This is a genomic window from Desulfoluna spongiiphila (genome assembly GCF_900101345.1).
GTDB lineage: Bacteria > Desulfobacterota > Desulfobacteria > Desulfobacterales > Desulfolunaceae > Desulfoluna > Desulfoluna spongiiphila.
Window position 1 is genome coordinate 205,103 of sequence record NZ_FMUX01000010.1, and the last position, 22,241, is coordinate 227,343.

Sequence of the window (22,241 nt, forward strand, 5' to 3'; positions counted from 1 at the left end):
CGCACATACAGGTCGCACAAAAAGCAAATCCACAAGTTTCAAAAAAAATGCCGCTATGATTTGACCCGGGGAACAAGGGTTAAATCACAGCGGCAATGCGCTTTCAAGGTGGCTCACCTTGCCGCCGAAGGCATCGCTTTTTCTATGTTTACATTTGCCCCGGTCCTTACCTCTGCCAGACCACGCTGAGTTGATAGCCTTCTCGGAACTCGGGCGTTTCCCAGGCGATGCCCGCCACCGCCTCGCCGTTGTGGCAGATGCCGCGATTTAGAATCTCCACCTTTTTAAGGCTCTCGTGAAAGCCCTTGGCGATGTATTTAAGGTACGCCTCCTTGAGGGTCCAGCGCCGGTACCATTCGGCATCCGAGGCCCCGTCAAGCTCTGCGATCTCCCGGGGGGTAAAGGCCACCCGGGCCACGTGGGGCATCCGTCCTGCCTCCACCTGTTCCAGGTCCACGGCCACGCGGCAGCCTTTTCGGGTGGAGACCACGGCCACGGCATGGTCTCCTGAGTGACTGATGGAGATGGGGGTGGCCTTGTTCCCGGCAAGAAAAGGGGCCCCTTCGGGCTCGGTATCCACGGTCACGCCCCGGGGCGACACACCAAGGACCTCGGCCACGGCCTGCTTCACGGCCAGGCGGCCGCACAGCCACTCCGCCTGTTTTTTCAACACGCGAAAGCCTGACGCACGCTCGGTCTCCGCTGCCGTGAACAGCGCCTCAAGGCCTGGCACCGCCATGAGATCCACGCCGGGAAGCCCCCGCTTGCCCGCGGGAAATTCGGGTAGAAAGCCCCCCATAAAGGCGGCAATGTCCACATCGGCAAGCACCATGCCTCCGTTAAGCCGGGAGATGCTCACCATCTGTTCAAGGGAAATGTTCACGTCTCATGACTCCTGTGGTTGCGGTTCGTGCCAGGGGATAAGAGCCGCCCATCGGCGGTCTGTCACCGGGCAGGGCATGGTGCCATGTTTCCCTGTGGTTGTCAAAACCCCGGCCCGGCAAGGCACCGATTCGGAAAAACGGGCCAAAAGGCGAACAAAAATAGGAAATCGGGCCACACCGCCATTCCCTCCATGGTAACATTGACTTCCATATCGCCGTCATACCCGACATATCGCGATGCCACAGCCCGAATCCGCGACACCACAGCCCCGCGCCCTGCCGCCGAATTTTCTTCATGCAAACGAGACCTTATACCTACCACGCAAACAGGCCGGCAATCGGACACAGGCGTCAGGCGGGCCCATTATCGCCGACAATTACCCATTCCGGCCATTGACAAGTATTTGACACCCAAAGAACAATATTCTATAATTCCGCGACTTGAGTGATCAGGAGACATTTCGATCACCGGCAAGCCGCCTCCAGGACATCCCGCCCACGGGTCTCAAAAAGGGGTATCCCCACGGCCGTCTGTTCCGAGCGTTTTCAATACCCCCACAATGCTCGTCCCCCAGTGACGACCGACATTGTGATATCAAATGGTTTTACAGGGAGACGACACCATGATTCGAATAAACGAGCACTACACCAAACTCAAAGCGTCCTACCTCTTCTCGGATATCGCCAAGCGCGTCTCCGCCTTTCAGGAGGCACACCCTGAAAAGGATGTCATCAAACTCGGCATCGGGGATGTAACCCGCGCCCTTCCCACCGCCTGTGTGGAGGCCTTTCACAAGGCCGTGGACGACATGGCCACCGAAGCCGGTTTCCATGGTTACGGCCCGGAGCAGGGGTACGCCTTCCTCCGCGACGCCATCGCCGAAAACGATTTCAAGAGCCGGGGTGCCGACATCTCCCCCGATGAAATCTTTGTAAGCGACGGGGCCAAGTGCGACACCGGCAACATCCAGGAGATCTTCTCAGGGGACGCAACCATTGCCATCCCCGACCCCGTCTACCCGGTGTACCTGGACACCAACGTCATGGCCGGCCGCACCGGCGCCAACAACGACGGCCGCTACGAAGGGGTGGTCTACCTCGACTGCAGGGAAGAAAACGGCTTTATCCCCGCCCTCCCCGAAAAGCCCGTGGACCTCATCTACCTCTGCTTCCCCAACAACCCCACCGGCACCACCATCACCAAAGAGCAGCTCAAGGCCTGGGTGGATTACGCAAAGGAAAACCGCGCCATCATCCTTTATGATGCCGCCTACGAAGCCTTTGTCACCGACGAGAGCCTTCCCCGCTCCATTTATGAAGTGGAAGGTGCCAAAGAGGTGGCCATTGAATTCCGCAGCTTCTCCAAGACCGCAGGGTTCACCGGCACCCGGTGTGCCTTTACCGTGGTTCCCAAAGAGCTCAAGGCCTGGGACGCCGACGGAAACGCCCATTCAGTCCACGCCCTCTGGAACCGCCGCCACTGCACCAAGTTCAACGGGGTCTCCTACCCCGTCCAGAAGGCAGCGGCCGCCGTCTATTCCGAAGAAGGCAAGGCCCAGGTCAAGGGGCTGGTGGACTACTACCTGAACAACGCTGCCATCATCCGCAAAGAGATGGCCGCCCTGGGTTACGAGCTGGTGGGGGGTGACAACTCCCCGTACATCTGGATCAACGGAAAATGCGACTCCTGGGAATTTTTCGACCTGCTTCTCACCAAGGCGGGAGTCGTCTGCACCCCGGGGGCCGGTTTCGGCTCCTGCGGAAACGGTTTTATCCGCATCAGTGCCTTCAACAGCCTGGAAAATGTAGAAAAGGCCATGGCTCGAATTCGAGAGGCATTGAACTAATGCTCACGCCCCCGCGCCGCCAGCGGTGCGGGGGCCCACACAGGAGTCTCCTATGAATAGATGGCTTTTCCTGAGTATGGTTGTGCTCTTCACCGTTGCAATCGGTTGCAGCCAGCCCTCCGACAAGGAAACCACCGACACCAGGAAAAAAATCACCTTTGTCACCATCGGCACGGGTGACATCACCGGGGTCTACTACCCCACCGGTGGCGCCATCGCCAAAATCGTCAATAAAAAGCGGGAAGCGTACGGTATCCGAACCACCGTGGAGGCCACCATCGGCTCCGTATACAACGTCAACGCCATCATGACCGGTGACTTAGAGTTCGGCATTGTCCAGTCCGACCGACAATACCAGGCCATCAACGGCATGAAAGAGTGGGACGGGGATCCCCAGGCCGACCTGCGGGCCGTCTTCTCCATCCATCCGGAGTCCGTCACCCTCCTTGCCGCCGTGGACGCCGATATCAAAACCATCTCCGACCTCAAGGGAAAGCGGGTCAACATCGGCAACCCCGGCTCCGGCCAGAGGGGCAACGCCATCGACGCCCTGGAGGCCGCCGGCATCAACTGGCAGACCGACATCAAGGCCAAATCCGTGGAAGCAGCCAAAGCCCCCGGCCTCCTCCTGGACAAGGAGATCGACGCCTTCTTCTACACCGTTGGCCACCCCAGCAGCGCCTTCAAAGAGGCCACCTCAGGCCATCGCCCCACCCGATTTGTCGCCATCACCGAGACCGGCGAACTCATCCGAAAGTTTCCCTATTACGCCAAGTCCTACATTCCGGCCGGCCTCTACCCCGGCGCGGCCAACGAAGAGGACAACCCCACCTTCGGCGTAAAGGCCACCTTCTGCACCTCGGCCAAGATGCCCGATGAGGTGGTGTACGCCATCACCAAAGAGGTGTTCGAAAACTTCGAGGAGTTCAAGAGACTGCATCCGGCCTATCAGGTGATCACCAAAAAAAGCATGCTCGAAGGCCTCTCCGCCCCCTTGCACCCCGGTGCCGTCCGCTACTACAAAGAAGCGGGCCTGATGTAAGGACCAAGGCCTTTACCCCAGGGGTACCATGCCCCAGCAGCAGCTTCCGGGGCCAACGTTGACGGAAATGGCGGCTCCGGCCTCCACCATGTGGATGGTGTGGACCTCCTTTTCAAGGACGTTGGCCAGCTGGTTCCGGAGATAAAAGGCACTCGCCCCCGCGTCGCAATGACACACCCACACCTCCCAGGCCCCTTGCCCCTTCAGGCGATCGGCACAGGCGACCATCTCATCTAAGGTCCGGGTCATGCCCCGGACCTTTCGGACCAGGGCCAGGCGCCCCCCTTTCATCTCCAGAATGGGCTTGATATCGAGCATCCTGCCGAAAGCAGCAGACAGGGCCCCCAGTTTCCCGCCCTTCCGAAGCCATGCAAGGTCTTCCACGGTCACCTGATTCACCCCGACTGAAAAAGAGGCATCCAGCGCTTCCTTCATGCCCTCGATACGTCCGTGCTTTTTCAGGTACCGCACGGCCATGAGGGTATACATGGCCTGGCCGATGCTCACCGAACCGGTGTCAAACACCGTCACACGCTCGGCATCGGCCGGATCCAGAAGGGCAAGGGCGTTACCGGCGCATTCGTGGCAATTTGAAAGGTGGGCGGAGAGATGAAAGGAGAGCACCCGGTCATAACGGGCCAGAAGGGAGTCGTAGAGATCAGCGTACGCTGCCGGAGCCGCGGCACGGGTAACCACCTCGGCCCCCTGCTTCATGCGGCTCACCAGCTGGGCGGAGGTGATGGAGACGCCGTCCAGATAATCCACCCCGTCCACGACAACGTGCACAGGCACGCACCGTATCCCCAGTTTTTCGGTCACGCCCGCGGGAAAATCCGCAGTGGAATCTGTCACAATGGCTATTCTCTGTCCCATGGGTCTCCTGCGTCCGTCTCTTGGGGGGGTAAGGAACCAAAACATAGGAAGTGACACAAAAAAATCAGATGGCCATTCAGTTCAAAACAGCCCTCTATGGTTAAAGTGCATGGAAAAGCCTGCCTCCGGCGGCGAGGTGAGCCACCTCGAAAGCAGGTTGCGAATGCGCTTTCCCCTTCGTTCCTCAGGGAAAATCACATTCGCCTGTGGTTCAGATTAAACTGAATCTGTTTTTTCAAACCTGTTTATCAAACTTTTCAAAAGTTTGACCCCCGGCAGGGCCGCCGGAGGCATCTTTAACTTGGCTGCCTCCATGCATTCGCCATAGGGTTTCAAGGTGCCCCCACCTTGGCCGCGGTCTTTTCTTTCCGGCTGTAACAGATCAGCGTCCCCGACGGGTCAATCCCGGGGCGCATGATCAGCACGCCCTTTCCCTCGCCATTGAGCCGGGCCAGGGGAATGTCCCCATCCCCAAGCTCATCCGCCTCCTTCTCCGTTAACCAGGCATGGCCCTTTTCCATGCGCCTCACCGCTTCGGTAATAAAAAACCCGTCGGAAAAGGCCACATGGGCCACGTTGTCGTTGCCGGTAAGAAGAGTCTCCTCGGCCCTGCGGGCCACCCCGCGATACACCCGCCCCGGAGCCATATGGGAAGCCGCCCGCAGGGCCACCAGCTCGTTCAGGGCGTTGTTCCGCGTCAGGGCCACCAGCCGGTCATACCCTTCCCGTGACGCCTCTTCATAGACGTCCGCGCTGAGCATATCGGCACACACGGTCTGGAACCCCTGATCCGTGGCCAGGGAGCAGGCATCCCGACGGGTCTCCAGAAAGGCCACGGGCACATGCCTGGACAACAACCGCGCAAACTCCCGGCTCATGGGGTTGGAGCCCACCAGGAGGATCCCGGTCTGCGCATGGGGCACCCGGACCTTCAACAGGGAGGCCAGGGGCCGGCACAGCACAGTGGCCACCACACCGGAAAAAAAGATGATGGCCATGGTCTGGTTGAGGATCACCTTCATCTCGTAAGGAAACCCGGGCAGCAGAAAGGCTGCATAGGAGGCCGTGGCCACCGCCACAATCCCCCGGGGGCCGATAACCCCCATGTACCATCGTTCCCGAAGGGTCACATCCGAGCCGGCCATGGCCAGGTGGACTGCCAGGGGCCGGACCACGGCCCCCAGGATAAAGGCCACGGCCAGCATGGTGGGCCAGAGGTGAATCAGCTCCATGGGGTTTACAAAGGCGGAGAGGAGCACAAACAGGGTGCTGATAAACAGGCTGGCGATCTGCTCCTTGAAATGCCGGATCCCCACCACGGCATCCCCGCACTTCAGGGAGAGGTACATACCGGCGACGACCACGGCCAGGGGGCCCGAGGATTCCACGATGCGCCCGGAAATGTAAAAAAGGGCCACGGCCCCACCAAAGGAGGCGATACCCGACAGGGCCGGGTCTTTCAGTTTCTCCAGCCATGCCACAATGTGTTTCAACAGCACGCCGCCCGCAAGGCCCACAAGGCTCCCCACAAAGGTCCCCAGAAGAAGGTGGGCAAAGACCCCGGCAGTGATCACCCCTCCCTTGGAGACCAGGATCAGCTCCAGGGCCAGGGCACTCACCATCACACCGATGACATCCCCCCAGAGGGACTCCCAGTTCAGAAGGATCTCCAGGCGCTGGTTCAGGGCCACGCTTTTTAAGATGGATCCGATGACCGTAGGGCCCGTCACCACGATAAGGGCGCCGAAAAAACCCGCAAAAAGCCAGGGCATGCCGGTGAGATAATGGCTGAGAAGGGCTGCGGCCCCTCCGGTAATGGGGATGGTGATGAACAGAAGGCGCCTGATGGCCTTTTTCTCCATGCGAAAGCCCTGGATGGAAAGGGAGAGCCCACCTTCAAAAAGAATGATGGCCACGGCTATCTCCACCATGGGGGCGATGCCCCCGCCGATGGCCTCCTCCGTCCGGATGAGGTTGAAACCGGCCGGGCCGAACACAAACCCGCAGACCAGGTAGAATACAATGGCCGGGATTTTATACGCCCTCGATATGATATAGGAAAACACCCCCAGGGCGATGGAAAGAGAAATGGTCTGAAGCGCATCGTGGGACATAACCACCCCTGACGTTACCGTGTGTGTATTTCTGATGAGATTGCGTAAGACAGGCGGGCAAGGCCGTACCGGGCCCTTGCGCCCGACCACCGAAGACACCGCCCATGGGACATGGACGGACAGGTTCGTAAACAATAGTCACTAAAAATATCATACGCCGCTTGGCGAATCCATCTCTTTTCTAGCCCAGCAGCCCCGCAAGCCGCTCCCGGATCAGGGCTTCGGCATCGGCCACGATGCGGCTCACAAGCTCCTCCACCGTGGGAATATCGTGGATAAGACCCGCCACCATTCCGGCTGTCCAGACCCCGGCGTCCAGGTCCCCGGTTTCATACACCATGGCCCCGCGCTTCCCGCTCACAAGGGGGGCCAGCTCTTCGATGGTGGCGTCTCCCCGCTTCTCCAGGGCCACCACCTCCTCGGCCACCTTGTTTTTATAAATGCGGGCGGTGTTGTTGAAGGTCCTCAGGATCAGGGCAGTCTGGCGCTCGTCGGCATCCACCAGGGCCTGCTTCACGTTCTCGTGGATCGCCGCCTCCCGGGTGGCCAGAAACCGGGTGCCCATGTTCACGGCGTCAGCCCCCAGGGCCAGGGCCGCGGCCAGGCCACGCCCGTCCCCGTACCCACCTGAGGCGATGATGGGGATGGAAAGGGCATCGGCGGCCAGGGGCAAGAGCACCAGGGCCGGAATGTCGTCTTCCCCGGGGTGACCGGCACACTCAAATCCGTCCACGCTCACCGCCGCACACCCCAGCTTTTCGGCTTTCAGGGCATGACGCACCGAGGTACACTTGTGAATCACCTTGATGCCGGCGTCTTTGAACAGGGGCATGAAGGGCTCAGGGCTGCGACCGGCCGTCTCCACGATGGTGATGCCCGCATCCACCATCACCTGCACATAGTCCTCATAGGAGACCGGCTTCAAGGTAGGCAGCAGGGTCAGGTTCACCCCGAAGGGTTTGGCCGTAAGGCTCCTGACAACGGAGATCTCTTCGGCCAGGGCCCCTGGGGTCCCATGGGTCAGGGCAGTGATGATCCCCAGCCCCCCGGCCTCGGATACGGCGGCCGCCAGACCTGCCCTCCCCACCCACTGCATTCCCCCTTCAATGACGGGGTGCTCGATTCCCAACAGATCCGTTATCCGTGTCTTCATAAAGGCCTCCTGTTCATCCTTGGATTCGAAACAACTATAAAACGAATATGGCCCACATGGCCTCCGGCGGCCCTGACGGGAGACAACCTTCTGAAAAGGTTACCAAACTATTTTTTACATTGAACGGTAAACGGGGAAGCGATTTGCCCCGATAACACGGAGAAAAGGGAAGGTTCCATCATCAATCCTTCGTTTCTTTTCAACTGTATACATAGTAAGATCTCAGGATCTGATGTCAATCATACCGCAAAGGTGATCCCGGGCACAGACATGATGCAGACCTTGTGATAGGGTCTCACGGCACCCTGAAGAGACTTTTTTATCATTTTTGTCCCGGAACAAGGCCATGCGTTGGGCCGTTCCGGCCATGATTTCGGCGGCCTCCCCTTGTGTCGGGGTGCGCGCCGGCGCCGACCTTAAAGTGCGTCCCCGAGGGGACCGACGCCCCATACATGTTGCCCGTGTCCCTGCCCCGTGCCGCCTTGACACCGCAGAGAGCGTCAACTAATCTATGGAATGCGACTGTTTAACACCACCCGCCATGACCCGGCGGATACCGACGATGCGCCTCCCCCCCGGCCCCATAGAGGGCACGGCAGCAAAGAAGGCACTGCGCGACGTCACGGAGGACCCATGATCAAAAAAACAGTGATGACCACCCTCGTCTTATTCCTGCTCCTGGTGCAGACGGCCGGAGCCGTGGGTACGGACACCGTGGAAGCCCTGCTTAAAGGAAAGCTTGATTTTATCTTCTTTACCCTGAAGCGAAACGATATTCCCATCGATGAGAAAAAAGCCCTCATCGTGGAAAATGTCTCCCCCATTTTCGACTTTTCCCTTATGGGCAAACTCACCCTTGGCAAAAAGAACTGGTCCGGCCTCACCAAAGATCAACGGAAAACCTTCATCCACACCTTCACCGAGGTGATGAAAAGCTCCTATTCGGACAAGCTCTCTTTGTATACCGATGAAGAGATCAAAATCCTCCCCGTGGAGAAGGCAAACTCCAAAAAAGTGATCATCCCCACGGAGCTCATCTCCAAAGAGAACCGGTACGCCATGAATTACAAATTCTACAAGTCCAAAAAGGGATGGAAAATATACGATATCGAGCTTCAGGGGGTCAGCATCGTCAAGACCTACCAGAGCCAGTTCAACCAGGTCCTCAACGAGGGGGGCTTTGACGAACTGATCACCAAACTCAACCACATCAAGGTCTGATGACCCGACACGCGCCCAAGGGCCCAGTCCCTTGGGCGCGCCGTTGCCGGGCAACGCCCTTCCCCACAGACAGACTTCCTGAAAAGGCCCGATTCCCATGGAGCGATTCAACCACCTCATCGAACGTGCGTACAGAAACACCCTCTTGAAATTCCCCGTCCTCACCCTGGTGCTGCTCTCAGCCCTCACCCTCTTCTTCGCCTATGAGATGAAAGATTTCCGTCTGGACGCCTCGGCCGAAACCCTGGTCCTGGACAACGATGAAGACTTGAACTATTTCCGCCAGCTCAGCGAGCGTTTCGGGCAGCAGGACTACCTGATCATCGCCTACAAACCCAAGGGGGACCTCTTCTCCGCCCCGGTTTACGAGGATCTGCAAGCCCTTAAAGCCGAGCTCTCCGAGGTGGGCCTGGTGGAATCGGTCCTCACCCTCCTGGACGTGCCCCTGCTGGAGAGCCCTCCCCTGCCCGTCAAAGAGTTGGCCGCCAACATACGGACCCTCACCTCCCCGGAAACCGACCAGGCCATGGCCCGGGAGGAGATCCTTCAGAGCCCCGTCTACAGGGACCTCCTCGTCAGCCCCGAAGGCACCATCACCTCCGTCATCATCAACCTCAAATACGACCACACCTACATGGAGCTGCTGGGCAAACGCGACGCCCTGAAAAACCTCTCCCGGGAGCGGGCCCTCACCCCGGATGAAAAAAACGCCCTGAAAAAGGCCGAGGCCACCTTCTGGCAGTACCGGGAAGAGGCCAGAAGCCTGCGGCACGACGACATCGCCGCCGTCCGTGCCATCATGGATACACACAGGGACAAGGCAGACCTCTTCCTCGGCGGGGTCTCCATGATCGCCGACGACCTCATCACCTTCATCAAAAACGACATCCTCCTCTTCGGCGGCGGCATGGCCCTTTTTCTCGTGGTCACCCTGGGCCTCATCTTCGGCCAGGTCCGGTGGATCATCCTGCCCATGCTCTGCTGCTTTGTTTCGGTGATCCATATGTCGGGCATCCTGGGATTCATGGGGTGGGAGGTGACCGTCATCTCCTCAAACTTCATCTCCCTGCAGCTCATCATCACCATGGCCATCGCCATCCACCTCATCGTGCGCCACCGGGAGCTCCACAAAGCCAACCCCCAGTGGAGCCAGAAGGACCTCACGGCCCGGGCCGCAGCCCTTATGGCCACCCCCTGCCTTTTTGCCACCCTCACCACCATTGCCGGTTTCAGCTCCCTCATCTCAAGCGACATCCTGCCCGTCATCACCTTCGGATGGATGATGAGCGCCGGCATCGTGGTCTCCCTGTGCGTCACCTTCATCCTCCTGCCCACCCTGCTGGTGCTGATGCCCAAGGGCCAGCCCCCCAAGCGCCTGACCCTGCGGTTTCCCCTGCCCGAAATCCTCGGCACCTTTACGGAAAAGCACGGCAAGGGGATCCTCGTGGCCTCGGCCCTGGCCCTGCTCTTCTGCCTCACCGGCATGATGCGCCTGGAGGTGGAGAACAGCTTCATCGACTACTTCAAAAAATCCACGGAAATCTATCAGGGCATGAAGCTCATCGACGACCACCTGGGCGGTACCACGCCCCTTGATGTGGTCATCACCTTTGACCAGCCCGAGCAGGCCCCGGCAGAAGACGTGGATGCCCCGGACGATGAGGAAGCCAACGGAGACTTTGCCGAGTTCGAAGAGTTCGAAGAGATTGAAACCGGGGACAAGTACTGGTTCACCCAGGACAAAGTCGCCCTGGTGGACAAGGTGCACACCTATCTGGACGCCTTGCCCGAGACCGGTAAGATCCTCTCTCTGGCCTCTTTGACCCGCATCGCCCAGAAGCTCAACGACGGCAAACCCCTGGACAACTTCGCCCTGGCCCTTCTCTACAGCGAGATCCCCGATCAGTACCGGGAGCTCCTCTTGAAACCCTACGTCTCCGTGGAGCACAACGAAGCCCACCTCTCCATCCGCATCAAAGACTCCGCACCGGACCTGCGGCGCGATGCCTTTCTTAAAGAGGTGAAAAAAGGCCTCATCGACGAGGTGGGGCTCAAACCCGACAACGTGAAACTCAACGGCATGCTGGTGCTCTACAACAACATGCTCCAAAGCCTCTTCTCCTCCCAGATCCTCACCCTGGGCATCGTGCTGGTGGCCCTGGCCGGGATGTTTCTCCTGCTCTTCCGCTCTCCTGTCATCGCCCTTATCGCCCTGCTCCCCAACGTTCTGTCCATCGGCGTGGTCCTGGGCCTCATGGGCTGGATCGGCATCCCCCTGGACATGATGACCATCACCATCGCCGCCATCAGCGTGGGCATCGCCGTGGACGACACCATCCACTACATCCACCGGTTCAAGTCCGAACTGGAAAAAGACGGGGATTACATGGCCACCCTGCACCGCTGCCACGGCTCCATCGGCCACGCCATGTACTTCACCTCCATTACCATCATCTCGGGCTTCTCCATCCTGGTCCTCTCCAACTTCATCCCGAGCATCCTCTTCGGGCTGCTCACCGGACTGGCCATGGCCATTGCCCTGATCTCATCCCTGACCCTCCTGCCCAAACTGATCCTCGTCCTCAAGCCCTTCGGCCGGGGGACCACCCCAGGGGAGGCCATGTAAAACCCTTACAAAAAAGATGCCTCCGGCGGCAAGGTGTGCCACCTTGAAAGCAGGTTGCGAATGCGCTTTCCCCTTCGTTCCTCAGGGAAAATCACATTCGCTATTGATTCAGATTAAACTGAGTCTGTCTTTAAAACCTGTTTATCAAACCTGTCGTTATAAGATCAGGCAAAAGTTTGGCTCCCGGCAGGGCCGCCGGAGGCATCTTTAACGTGGCTGCCGCCGGTGGCAAGGTGGGGGCACCTTGAAACCCTATGGCGAATGCATGGAGGCTACCATTCTGCAAGCGTTTTCGGAGCATTCGCGTGATGTGTGACATGTGGCAAACGTTTTTGCAGGAGAGGCCCATTTCATTCTTCTGGAAACACGATGAAGGGCATTTGGAGTTCCCTTGATCTTAACCGGAATAACCCCGGTGGCAAGGGTAGCAAAAAAACGCGAAAGCGAATTGCCCGTGTGCTTGCCCCGCCACCTCGTTGAAGCCCCCTGCTTTGATAAAAAAAAGCGCCCGGCAAAGGGGCCCAAAAGGTCCCTTTGCACCGGAAACATCCCCCCTGCGGCCTGAACCGGGTTATTTTCGAATATATTTTATGTAATAAAACCGCTTTTTTTTGGGCCAATCCCCGCTCCATCAACCCCCTGAAGTAACATCCCAAGCCCACGCATCATTTGGTTGTTCACGGCAATAGCCAATAATTCAAGGCTATCCGGTGATATATTCCCTCCTTTTCAAGCCGGGCGCCGTCTGGTACCTACACCTGTCGTTCAATTTTTCTTATGCTCAGCAAAAAAAATACTTATTAAAAAACAGCCACTCACTTATCATGAAACCATAGAGGATGCACTTGACACACACCGGGTTAAAAAGCCCGGCCAAGCCTGTCCCCGATCACCCAACACAACCGGTTATACCGATCCACCACCCATGAGGTGCCGCCATGCTGAAACAACTCCCCCTTGCACTCATCGTCCTTGTCTCCCTCACCTGCCCCACGGCCGACGCCGAAGCAACACAGATCCTCCGCATCGGCATGAGCGCCCCCCCGGAATCGGATCAGGGGATCTTCGCCCGCCGGTTCAAAACCATCGTGGAAAGCCTGTCCCGGGGCGAAATCCGCGTCTCTGTTTTTGCAGACAGCGCCTTCGGAAACGATCCGGACCTCCTGGACCACCTCCGATCCGGCAGCCTGGCCGCCGTTACCGTCTCCACGGGAAACGCGGTGGCCTCCGTGGAAGAGCTCGGCACCCTGGCCCTGCCCGGCCTGGTGGAGACCCATGAAGAGGCGGTCAAGGCCACCACAGGCAGCACCGGCAGCTACTGGAACGAGCTGTGCATGAAAAAAGGAAATGCCCGAATCCTTGGCTGGTCCTATTCCGGACCCCGCACTGTCTACGCCCCCGGCCCCCTGCCCCGCACCCCCGACCGGCTCCGGGACTTCGTGGTCTCGGCCACCTTCACCGAATGGGAGGCAGGCACCGCCACGACACGGGATTCCCTGGCCGCGTCTGCACACAAGGACGCCGTGCCCCTCTACCGCTATTACCGCATGCATCCCTTTGTCATCGGCGGAGCCGCATGGAGGCAGTTCTCCCCCGAACACCGGGACATCCTCGTCCAGGCCGGGCGCGAGGCCCAGCAGTACGCCATCCTCATGCAGGCCCTGAAACCCGTGGACAGACAGGGCGCCCTCACGCGCCCGGCACTCACCAACGCGCAACTCCAGAACCTGATCTGGCCGGAATTCTATGACCTTCTGGGGGGCAAGGGCCCCATCACCCGTGTTCTCGACGCCATTACCTGGCGCTGAAAAAGCATGCCTCCGGCGGCCAGGGAATGATCCCCTGGACCCCAGGTTGCGAATGCGCTTTCCCCTTCGTTCCCCAGGAAAAATCACATTCGCTATTGATCCAGAGTATACTGGATCTTTTTTCAAGCCTGTTTGTCAAAGCCAGCTTATAAAAATGGGCAAACGTTTCACCACCGGAGGCGGCTTTGCTACGAAGCCATCAATGGTCAACATATTGAAACGTTGCATAAACAGGTTCGCTTTGACTGTTATCCTACATATAAAAACTCGTACAAATCACCTGTAGTAAGCATTGACAATCCCTTCAACCATACATAGATTTACTCGTTCAGTGATGCCTCTCCGTAAGAGTTTTATCTCTCCGGCCCCGACACGCTGAAGCGACGTGACGAACAAATCAGTGCACCCCAAGGGCTTCCATGAAGGTTACCATGACACCACGATTTATCTCCCGATGCTCCCTTCTTCTCCTCATCCTGCTTGTGGTCTCTTTTTCCGCCAGCGATTCCGATGCCAGAAGGTCCCGAAAATCCTCCTACAAGAGGAGCTCCAAAAGCTGGTCCAAACCGGCCAGCCCCAGCAAAAAGGTGTGGGGCCAAAGGGATGGCGGCGGCATCTTCGGCAAGACAAAAAAATCATCAGGCTACTCCAAACCGGGTACCAAAAAGAAGGCAACCGCCACCAACACGCCCAAAAAGACCTCGGCCAGCGGCTACAGCAAACCCGGGTCCACGTCCACGCCCAAGAAAAAATTTGCCGGTACGTCTTCCTTTGACAAAAAGAACGCCACGGCCATGAAGAAAAAAAAGGCCGCCGCGTCCTACGCCGCCTACCAGAAGGAGACCGGTAAATTCAAACAGAAGAACGCGGCCACAAAGCCTTCTTCCTATGCCTCCAGTCCCATCTACCGAAAAACAAAAAAATACAGCGATTTTGACTACCGAACACACTATCAGCGCCGGGACAACTACTACCGCGGACGGGGCTGGACACCCCCGGGCTACGCCTACCGCGCCCGCTCTCGCTTCGGCATGTGGGACGCCATGGCCTGGTGGATGGTCCTGGATACCCTGGGGAGCCGAAACAGCTACGCCATGGCCTACCACCACGCCGACGACCCTGGATACCGGGAGTGGCGGCAGGAGGCCGACCGCATGGCCCGGGACGACGCCGTGCTGAAAGCCAAACTCACCGAGCTTGACGCCAAGGTGGCCACCCTTGAGGGCACCCCGGTCCAGCCCGACTACCTGCCCGACGGCATGCCCCCGGAGGTGGCCCTCTCCGCCGAGGCCATGGCGAAAAAAACCGTCGACAAACCCGTGTTCACCCTGGCCACGGCCTCACCCGGTGGAAACTATACAGCCTTCGGGAACCTCCTGAAACAGGGAGCCCCCACCGTTGACGTGAACATCCGCACCACCGCCGGCTCCATGGAGAACCTGCGCCTGCTGGCCACCCAAGAGGTGGACGCCGCCATCGTGCAGTCCGACGCCTTTGAGGTGTTCCGCCGCACTTCCCCCAAGACGCCTCTGGCAGCCTCCGAGCAGGTGGCCCTCTACCCGGAAGTGGTGCAGATGATCGCCAACCGGAAATCGGGTATCCAGACCGTTCAGGACATCGAACCCGACGGTGAACACATTCTCTACATCGGCCCCAGAGGGTCCGGCACCGCCATGACCTGGGAAGGCCTCTGCCTCCAGGACGACGGCTACCGGAAAATCCGAACCCGCAACGCAAGCTATGAAGAGGCCCTTGATCAGGTCATCAACAACCCCAATGCGGTGATGATGTTCGTCTCCGGCCTCAACTCAAGCCTCCTGGCCAAAGCCGAAGCCGTGGCCCGGAACACAAAAAAAATACGCCTCGTCCAGGTCGACGACTGGGACTTCAACGACGCCCGGGACCATAACTGGAACCGCATCTACCAGTTCGTCAACATCCCGTCCAAGACCTATCCGGGTCTTCAAAAAGGATTCATCCTGGGCAGCGACGTCGAGAGCATCGCCGTCTCCGCCGTCCTCGTGGTGCGCACGGACTGGGCCCGTCAATACGGCCCCGAAGCCATGGACGCCCTCTCCTACGCCATCATGGAGAGCAAACCTGTCATCCAGAGACGAACCAACGGGCTGACCCGTTAACACAAAGGAATCGTTTTGGGAGTATTCAATCTATTCAAAGCCGTGGCCGGAAAAAAGGTAGGCGAGGCAAGGGAGACGCTGACCAAGGGCAAAAAAGAGCCCATCGACACCTCCCTGCCCCTCCAGATTCACCTCGGCAGCAGTCTGGTTCTTGACCAGACGCCGTTTTTGATCCACGGAGAGGCCATCACCCAGCCGCAACCCGGGGCCGAGTCCCTCGTGTTTGCATACGGCCGCATTGATCTGGGGGAGTCGGTGGCACACCGGTTCTACCTGGAATCGGCCGCAGACCCCGAGGCAAAATCCGTGCTCCAGGTGGTGGAAGGTGACGGCATCGAAGAGTGCCGCCTCTTTGCGACCCTGGACGAGATCTACCCCGAATCCGCCGACGAGTGGGCCTTCTGGATCGGGGAAGAGGACGGCTACATCGGGCTTCCCGCCTTTGAAGACAAGCAGGGACGGCTCTACGACCGGGTCTGGGGCGACGGCGAGGGCCGCATGGCCCCCAACGAATTCACCGAAACCCTCTACCTCGATCGATTCGGCGAAAAGACCGCCTCGGTGGCCCACGCGTCCATGCTCTACGGACGCTGGATAGACGAAGAGAGCGAGATGGCCGAGTACATCCTGGCCTCCCGGGAAGAGCACACCGACGGTTCAGCCCTCATCCAGCTCTCCTCCGGCATTGATGTGATCCCCGAATCCATCACCGTTAAATACTAAACCAAAGGCGAATGTGATTTTTCCCGAGGAACGAGGGGAAAAGCGCGTTCGCAACCTGCTTTCAAGGTGGCACACCTTGCCGCCGGAGGCATGTCTTTGGGCCTGTTTATTTTGCAATTTAAACCTGACAGACAAGGAGTCATTCCATGGGTTTTTTCAGTTTTGTTTCATCTTTCGGCAAGAAAAAAAGCGAGAACATCGGCCAGAGCATTGTCCAGATTCTGGCATCCTGGGACCCTGAGACCGCCTCCAAGGCGGAGCTTGAGCAGATGGAAAATCGGCTCAACAAACTGGTCCAGGAGGTGGGAGAGGCCCGCCAGGTCTATAAGAAAGAGCAGGCCGAAGCCGACGCCATCAAGGCCCTTTACGAACAGCGCCTCAAGGCCGCCGAGATCCTCCAGACGCGCCTTGCAGAAGCCCCGGACAACGCCGACGCCGAAAAAGCCCTCACCGAGCTGGTACAGCTGCTGGAAGAGATGCAGCCTGAAATGGAAATCGAAGAGCAGGAAGCCGTGGAAGCCAAGGACTTCATGGAAGAGCTCGAAGAGGTGGCCTCCCTTTCCGCCGAAAAGCTGAAAACAGCCAAGAAGAGCCTGGAAAACGCGGTTCAGGACATGAAGCGCGCCAAGGTACGGGAAGAGCGGGCCAAAGACTCCGCAGAACGGGCCGCAAAGCTCGCCGGTCTGCGTGACGAGTCCGATCAGCTGGGAAGCGCCCTTTCGGCCATGCGCAAAAACGCCGACACCGCAAACGCCAAAGCCGAAGCCGCCCGCATGAAGGCCAAGCTCCTGGCACCGGGCAAAGCGGAAAAAGAGAACGACCTCATCGCCTCGGCCATGAAAGAGGCCGGCGGCAAGGCATCTGCCACCGACTCCATCGCCGACCGCCTGGCCGCGTTGAAAAAATAACACGGTGTGTCACACGTTTGTGAGCTGACATATCGCCATATCAACTCATGGGCTGACAGGAACCGAAAAAAAGGGGCGCTTCGTGGCTGTGCCACGGCGCCCCTGATCCCCTTGCCTGTTTCCCGTTTCGCTTTGCCCCCCATTCATGCAAAAGCCGCCTTGCCATGGCGGATGCCCACACCGCCAAACAGCGCCCTGCAACCGCCGCAACACACGAAGAGCCTTTACTTCAGACCTCAATCAAAGATATTCTTTAGCCTGTGATTTCAGGCCCATTTCACGTCACCCGGTCTTTCTTCCTTACACACGGTAGAACACAGGGAGCTGCCCCATGGACAATCACCCCACACCGCCCAAAGAGAATGAAGAGACGTTACAGGCCACGGCCCCCCCAAGGCCCCCTTCTCGCTTAAAAAGATGGCTGATTCGCCTCTCCGCCTTTCTCACCATTTCGGCCGTCGCCCACACCATCGGGGCCTGGACCTCCATCCACGCCATCATGGAGACGCGAACGGCCCAGGGGGCCGTGGCCTGGGCCGTCTCCCTCAACACCTTTCCCTATATGGCTGTGCCCCTCTACTGGGTTTTCGGCCGCAGCGAATTCCAGGGTTACACCACAGCCCGACACCGGGTGGACGAAGAACTCCTGGCCCTGGAGCCGGAGGTGGAAACAGCCGGAAACAGCTTCCTTGTGACGCCCAAAGACCCCCGGGGGAGCCACCGGGTCCTCACCCGCATGACCGAGCTGCCCATGACCACAGGCAACGACGTGGAGCTTCTTATTGACGGGGACCGGACCTTTGAGAACATCTTTGCCGGCATGGATGAGGCCAAAGAGTACATCCTCGTCCAGTTTTTCATCGTCAAAAATGACGGCCTGGGCCAGCGCCTCAGGGACAAAATGATCGAAAGGGCCCAGGCCGGTATCAAGGTCTTTTTCCTCTACGACGAAATCGGATGCCACGCCCTGCCCCGGGGCTACTTGAACGCCCTTCGCGATGCAGGGGTCGAGGTCTCGGCCTTCGGCACCACCCAGGGCCGGGGCAACCGCTTTCAGCTCAACTTCAGGAACCACCGCAAAATCGTGGTAACAGACGGCACAACCGCCTGGGTCGGCGGCCACAACGTGGGAGACCAGTACCTGGGCCTTTCCACCAAATTCGGGCACTGGCGGGACACCCACATCCGCATCGCGGGACCGGCCGTGCTGGCCGTGCAGCTCGCCTTCCTCGAAGACTGGTACTGGGCCACCCGCAATTTTGTGGAGCTCAACTGGATAGACGCCCTCAAACAGCGCGGAAACAAGGTGGTCCACATCATCCCCTCGTCTCCGGCCGACCCCCAGGAGACCACCGGCCTTCTGTTCCTGGAAGCCATCACCACGGCCAGGGAGCGGATCTGGATCGCCAGCCCCTACTTTGTCCCGGACGAAGGGATCATCGCCGCCCTGAAGCTCGCCGATTTACGGGGCGTGGAGGTAAAAATCCTCATCCCCGACGACCCGGACCACCAGCTCGTCTACCTCACGGCCTTCACCTTCCTGCGGGACCTTAAGGGCACGGACATCAAGATCTTCCGCTACCAGAAGGGGTTCCTCCACCAGAAGGTGATGCTCGTGGACCGCGACGCCGCCGTGGTGGGCACGGCCAACCTCGACAACCGCTCCTTCCGCCTCAACTTCGAGATCTCCGCCCTGGTGGTGGACGAGCCCTTTGCCGCCGAGGTGGAGGCCATGCTGAGGGAGGATTTTGCCCACTCCCGCATCATGAACCCCACGGAGCTGGACGAAAAACCCTTCTGGTTCCGATTCGCCGCCCGCACCGCGCGGCTCATGGCTCCGCTGCAGTAAGGCCTTTGGAAAACTATCGACCCGCATCGTCCCATCGTTTTTTTGCCAGGCCGAACCGTTTCAACTGGGCGTAAAGGGTGGAGCGTTTCACTCCCAGGATGCCTTCCGCCCGGGCAATGTTGCCTTCGGCAAGGGTAAGCACGTGCTTAAGGTACCTTCGCTGAAGCTCCTTGAGGGTGGGCAGGTCATCGTAGAGGGTGTGGGAGCACTCGCCTCCGGTCGGTGCCCCATGGCCCGTGGAGCACTCGGCGGGCTGGAGCATGAACTCAAGTGTTTCACCGTCTGAAAGGATGGTGGCTCGCTCCACTACCCCTTTGAGTTCCCGGATATTTCCGGGCCATGGGTAGCTTTCCAGCCCCTTAAGCTGGCCCGGGCTCAACTCGGGAAGCGCCTTGTTGTAGCGTTTCGAAAAGTGATCGAGAAAGATCCTCGCCAGGTAGGAGATGTCTTTGCCCCGTTTCCGCAAGGGGGGCAAGGTAAGGGGCACGACAAAAAGCCGGTAAAAAAGGTCCTCGCGAAAGCGTCCCTCCTTCACCTCCTTTGTCAAATCCCGGTTGGTGGCCGCCACCAGCCGAAATTTAGAATGAATCTCGCGGGTCCCCCCGACACGGGTGAACTTTCTGTCCTGCAGCACCCGCAGGAGTTTAACCTGAAGAGACAACGGAATCTCCCCCACCTCATCGATGAACAGGGTCCCCCCGTTGGCCATTTCAAAAAAGCCCGTCTTCTGCTTCACCGCCCCGGTAAACGCCCCCTTTTCATGGCCAAAAAGCTCACTTTCAAAAAGCGATTCCGCCATGCTGGCCAGATGCACCGGGATAAAGGCCCCGTCCCTTCCGCTGGCCTCGTGAATATACCTGGCAAACAACTCTTTGCCGACGCCCGTCTCCCCCAGGATCAGGATCGTGGCGTCGGTGACGGAGGCCTGGTTCGCCTGCTGCAGGATCGATTGCATCAGCTCACCGTAATACGCTGGCGTCGAAGGGCTTTGACACTGGGGACGGATGCGCTTGACCTCCTGTGCCTCATGGAGGCGGAGGGCCGACCGGACCTCGGCGGAGAGGACCAACTCCAACTCGTCGTTGACGGCATCAAGGGTTTTCCTGAACTCCCCACGGGTGTGTTTGCTCTCGGCATACAAAATGAGGGACCGGTCGTCATCCATCTGCAACGGAATGCATACCGCCGCAACGGCCTCCGTCTTGATGCGGGTGGTCTTGCCCAGCTTCAGCGACTCCTCCAGGCGAGGGATCACCGGCCCCAGGGCCCCGTGCCCCACCTCGGCCTCGGTAAGATTGCATCCCGCCACACGCGCCACCTCCCCCCCCCACCAAGGCGTAAAAGGACCACACGCTCGGCCCTGAACTCCCTCTGAATCAGGCAGACAAGATCCTGAAAGTAGTCCACCGTGTCCCCCCAGGACGGCATGTTCTTAAGCGCCTCGGCACACTGCCGTGCAAGGTTGGAAGGCTCGGGAACCTCCACGCGGGCTTCCTTTTTAATCTCAAACACCCTCTCCGGGGAAAGCACCTCCCTGTCACCCTCTCCAGCCCCCTGCAACGCCTCCAGCATCACCTCGGTGGGCGCCTGATACAACAGGCACCCGGCGTCATAAAAGGTCTCCGCACTTAACTTGAGAAACCGCTCCACAGATGGGCGGGGAGCCCCCGCGTCAAAGGCAAACAAGCCCCGGGCGCGAAGGGCAATGCCGATCAGAACTTTGTTCTCCCCCTCCAGAGCCCGGTCCAGCTCACGGTCCAGGTCAAACCCCGCCAAGGCCGGGTACCCCCTTCGCTGAAACTCCACACAAAGCTCCAGGGTGTTTGCAGGCCCGAATATCGGCTTTGGAATCCCGTACCTCAAGACCGTCTCAAAGCAGGTGGCCATGCACTCGTACGCCTTGGACACCTCACCTCGGCTGAAACAATAACAGGCCTTGACCTGGAGCAACCCGGCATATACCGCGGTATGCTGTGCCGGCGTTACAATCTTTTCGGCCCGCCTGAGGTGGGCTTCAATCTCCAACTCCTTGCCCCGGGCGCTCATCAACACCGCACAATACTGCAGCCCCCACCACACCTCGGCCACTTCCAGGCCGAGGATTCTCGCCCTCTGGTAACCGGAATCCGCAATCCCGAACGCCAGGGGAAAGTTGCCCATCAAGTGCGCCGCTCCACAGGAAGACAGCGGATAAATCTCGCTGAGGAACCGGCAGTTCCACAAGGGGGGATGAAATGCGGCCATGTTGTGGTGGTGAAGAAGTTTCCTCATGTCCCCACGGAAAAAATAGAGGGGGCAGAGAAAAATGGATGAGCGCAGCTGGATATCCCTGTCCCCTAAAATATGGACGGTGTCGATGCACTCGGAGAGCGAAGAACCCGCCCCGGAAAAAGGTTCCCCCACAAGGCAGTGCAGCATGCCCTGGGCAAGGGTCAGGATGGATTTAAGCCGCAGGTCTCCGCGCTCAATCACAAGCTCCATGGCCACGCTGCACAATGCCTGGGCCTGCTTCATCTCTTTGCTTAAATAGATGCAGATGTCCTGAACGGCCAGGACCAGCTCAATGTAGGCCTGCTGGTGGGCCTCATCTTTCCCGCGGACCTCGTAGTCCCTGAGCAACCCCATCACGGTGTCGAGTCGCTCCAGAATCCCCGGGGTCACCTCAACACCGATCTGCGCAACAATCTCATTGATCAACGCCTCACACACTCCCAAGACCTCATTGTCCGCCTCCACACCCAGGCCCTTCATCGCCCCTCCCTCATTTTACAATAAATTGGAAAACGATTTATATTTTTTTAGACAACGTACAATTTTATTAATTCACACTACACAAGAGAGCTTTGTCATGTAAACATCCTTTTTTCAAACTCGCCGGCGTTCCCCCACAACAACCATTCGTGTTTTCGAAACAATCCCTTCCCGACAGTCCTCCAGCCACCATTAAAAACACTGTTTCTCATTGTTCGGCACGCGCCTTGCTAAATATCCCGTCATCCCATGAAACGGGTTTCACCCGACAAAAAGAAGGGGCAACGGAATGAGGGCCGCCCTT

General features: G+C 58.8%; 15 protein-coding genes. 9 read left to right on the top strand and 6 right to left on the bottom strand.

The features are described from left to right. Nucleotides 1-166: 166 nt before the first annotated feature. Nucleotides 167-883: a 4'-phosphopantetheinyl transferase family protein gene (locus BLQ12_RS14855; protein WP_092211446.1), complete on the bottom strand. Its 717-nt coding sequence runs from the start codon at nucleotides 881-883 to the stop codon at nucleotides 167-169. 624 nt (nucleotides 884-1,507) lie between these two features. Between BLQ12_RS14855 and BLQ12_RS14860 the strand changes: the two genes are divergently transcribed. Further along, a complete protein-coding gene (locus BLQ12_RS14860) occupies nucleotides 1,508-2,731 on the top strand; it encodes an LL-diaminopimelate aminotransferase (protein ID WP_092211447.1) in 1,224 nt (407 codons plus the stop codon). Between the two features lie 52 nt (nucleotides 2,732-2,783). Beyond that, on the top strand, nucleotides 2,784-3,773 hold the full coding sequence (locus BLQ12_RS14865; RefSeq protein WP_092211448.1) for a TAXI family TRAP transporter solute-binding subunit: 990 nt from the start codon (nucleotides 2,784-2,786) through the stop codon (nucleotides 3,771-3,773). 12 nt (nucleotides 3,774-3,785) lie between these two features. Here the strand turns inward: BLQ12_RS14865 and BLQ12_RS14870 are convergent, their stop codons facing one another. The 3 genes from BLQ12_RS14870 to BLQ12_RS14880 all read right to left on the bottom strand — a co-directional run bounded on the left by BLQ12_RS14870 (nucleotide 3,786) and on the right by BLQ12_RS14880 (nucleotide 7,913). After that, entirely contained in the window at nucleotides 3,786-4,646 is an 861-nt protein-coding gene (locus tag BLQ12_RS14870; protein ID WP_175469833.1) for a DegV family protein, read from the bottom strand. A 332-nt stretch (nucleotides 4,647-4,978) separates the two neighbouring features. After that, the gene (locus tag BLQ12_RS14875; RefSeq protein WP_092211450.1) at nucleotides 4,979-6,760 is read right to left on the bottom strand and encodes a cation:proton antiporter; all 1,782 of its coding nucleotides are present in this window, start codon (nucleotides 6,758-6,760) and stop codon (nucleotides 4,979-4,981) included. 181 nt (nucleotides 6,761-6,941) lie between these two features. Continuing rightward, nucleotides 6,942-7,913 carry an NAD(P)H-dependent flavin oxidoreductase gene (locus BLQ12_RS14880; protein ID WP_092211451.1) on the bottom strand — a complete coding sequence of 324 codons (972 nt, stop codon included), beginning with the start codon at nucleotides 7,911-7,913 and terminating at the stop codon, nucleotides 6,942-6,944. Nucleotides 7,914-8,546: 633 nt separating this feature from the next. On the opposite strand from BLQ12_RS14880, the gene BLQ12_RS14885 reads away from it, so the two are divergent. The 7 genes from BLQ12_RS14885 (at nucleotide 8,547) to cls (ending at nucleotide 19,186) form a co-directional block, all read left to right on the top strand. Continuing rightward, a complete protein-coding gene (locus BLQ12_RS14885) occupies nucleotides 8,547-9,134 on the top strand; it encodes an MlaC/ttg2D family ABC transporter substrate-binding protein (RefSeq protein WP_175469835.1) in 588 nt (195 codons plus the stop codon). Nucleotides 9,135-9,231: 97 nt separating this feature from the next. Further along, nucleotides 9,232-11,760 (top strand): efflux RND transporter permease subunit, encoded by a 2,529-nt coding sequence (locus BLQ12_RS14890; RefSeq protein WP_092211453.1) that lies wholly within the window; start codon nucleotides 9,232-9,234, stop codon nucleotides 11,758-11,760. A 938-nt stretch (nucleotides 11,761-12,698) separates the two neighbouring features. After that, on the top strand, nucleotides 12,699-13,568 hold the full coding sequence (locus BLQ12_RS14895; protein ID WP_092211454.1) for a type 2 periplasmic-binding domain-containing protein: 870 nt from the start codon (nucleotides 12,699-12,701) through the stop codon (nucleotides 13,566-13,568). 431 nt (nucleotides 13,569-13,999) lie between these two features. Further along, a complete protein-coding gene (locus BLQ12_RS14900) occupies nucleotides 14,000-15,706 on the top strand; it encodes a TAXI family TRAP transporter solute-binding subunit (RefSeq protein ID WP_175469837.1) in 1,707 nt (568 codons plus the stop codon). A 15-nt stretch (nucleotides 15,707-15,721) separates the two neighbouring features. After that, the gene (locus BLQ12_RS14905; RefSeq protein WP_175469839.1) at nucleotides 15,722-16,429 is read left to right on the top strand and encodes a DUF2491 family protein; all 708 of its coding nucleotides are present in this window, start codon (nucleotides 15,722-15,724) and stop codon (nucleotides 16,427-16,429) included. 146 nt (nucleotides 16,430-16,575) lie between these two features. Beyond that, nucleotides 16,576-17,337 (top strand): coiled-coil domain-containing protein, encoded by a 762-nt coding sequence (locus BLQ12_RS14910; RefSeq protein WP_092211457.1) that lies wholly within the window; start codon nucleotides 16,576-16,578, stop codon nucleotides 17,335-17,337. Nucleotides 17,338-17,668: 331 nt separating this feature from the next. After that, complete coding sequence (cls, locus tag BLQ12_RS14915) at nucleotides 17,669-19,186, top strand: cardiolipin synthase (RefSeq protein ID WP_092211458.1); 1,518 nt, start codon at nucleotides 17,669-17,671, stop codon at nucleotides 19,184-19,186. A 13-nt stretch (nucleotides 19,187-19,199) separates the two neighbouring features. Here the strand turns inward: cls and BLQ12_RS14920 are convergent, their stop codons facing one another. Further along, complete coding sequence (locus BLQ12_RS14920; RefSeq protein ID WP_092211459.1) at nucleotides 19,200-20,495, bottom strand: sigma-54 interaction domain-containing protein; 1,296 nt, start codon at nucleotides 20,493-20,495, stop codon at nucleotides 19,200-19,202. Next, nucleotides 20,438-21,937, bottom strand: coding sequence for a hypothetical protein (locus BLQ12_RS14925; protein ID WP_092211460.1), 1,500 nt, complete (start codon nucleotides 21,935-21,937; stop codon nucleotides 20,438-20,440). Before BLQ12_RS14925 ends, BLQ12_RS14920 begins: the two co-directional genes overlap by 58 nt. Nucleotides 21,938-22,241: the final 304 nt, after the last annotated feature.

Coding starts and splice junctions, on each gene's coding strand:
- BLQ12_RS14860 (WP_092211447.1), top strand. CDS start 1,508: ATGATTCGAATAAACGAGCACTACACCAAACTCAAAGCGTCCTACCTC.
- BLQ12_RS14865 (WP_092211448.1), top strand. CDS start 2,784: ATGAATAGATGGCTTTTCCTGAGTATGGTTGTGCTCTTCACCGTTGCA.
- BLQ12_RS14870 (WP_175469833.1), bottom strand. CDS start 4,646: ATGGGACAGAGAATAGCCATTGTGACAGATTCCACTGCGGATTTTCCC.
- BLQ12_RS14875 (WP_092211450.1), bottom strand. CDS start 6,760: ATGTCCCACGATGCGCTTCAGACCATTTCTCTTTCCATCGCCCTGGGG.
- BLQ12_RS14880 (WP_092211451.1), bottom strand. CDS start 7,913: ATGAAGACACGGATAACGGATCTGTTGGGAATCGAGCACCCCGTCATT.
- BLQ12_RS14885 (WP_175469835.1), top strand. CDS start 8,547: ATGATCAAAAAAACAGTGATGACCACCCTCGTCTTATTCCTGCTCCTG.
- BLQ12_RS14890 (WP_092211453.1), top strand. CDS start 9,232: ATGGAGCGATTCAACCACCTCATCGAACGTGCGTACAGAAACACCCTC.
- BLQ12_RS14895 (WP_092211454.1), top strand. CDS start 12,699: ATGCTGAAACAACTCCCCCTTGCACTCATCGTCCTTGTCTCCCTCACC.
- BLQ12_RS14900 (WP_175469837.1), top strand. CDS start 14,000: ATGACACCACGATTTATCTCCCGATGCTCCCTTCTTCTCCTCATCCTG.
- BLQ12_RS14910 (WP_092211457.1), top strand. CDS start 16,576: ATGGGTTTTTTCAGTTTTGTTTCATCTTTCGGCAAGAAAAAAAGCGAG.
- cls (WP_092211458.1), top strand. CDS start 17,669: ATGGACAATCACCCCACACCGCCCAAAGAGAATGAAGAGACGTTACAG.
- BLQ12_RS14925 (WP_092211460.1), bottom strand. CDS start 21,937: ATGAAGGGCCTGGGTGTGGAGGCGGACAATGAGGTCTTGGGAGTGTGT.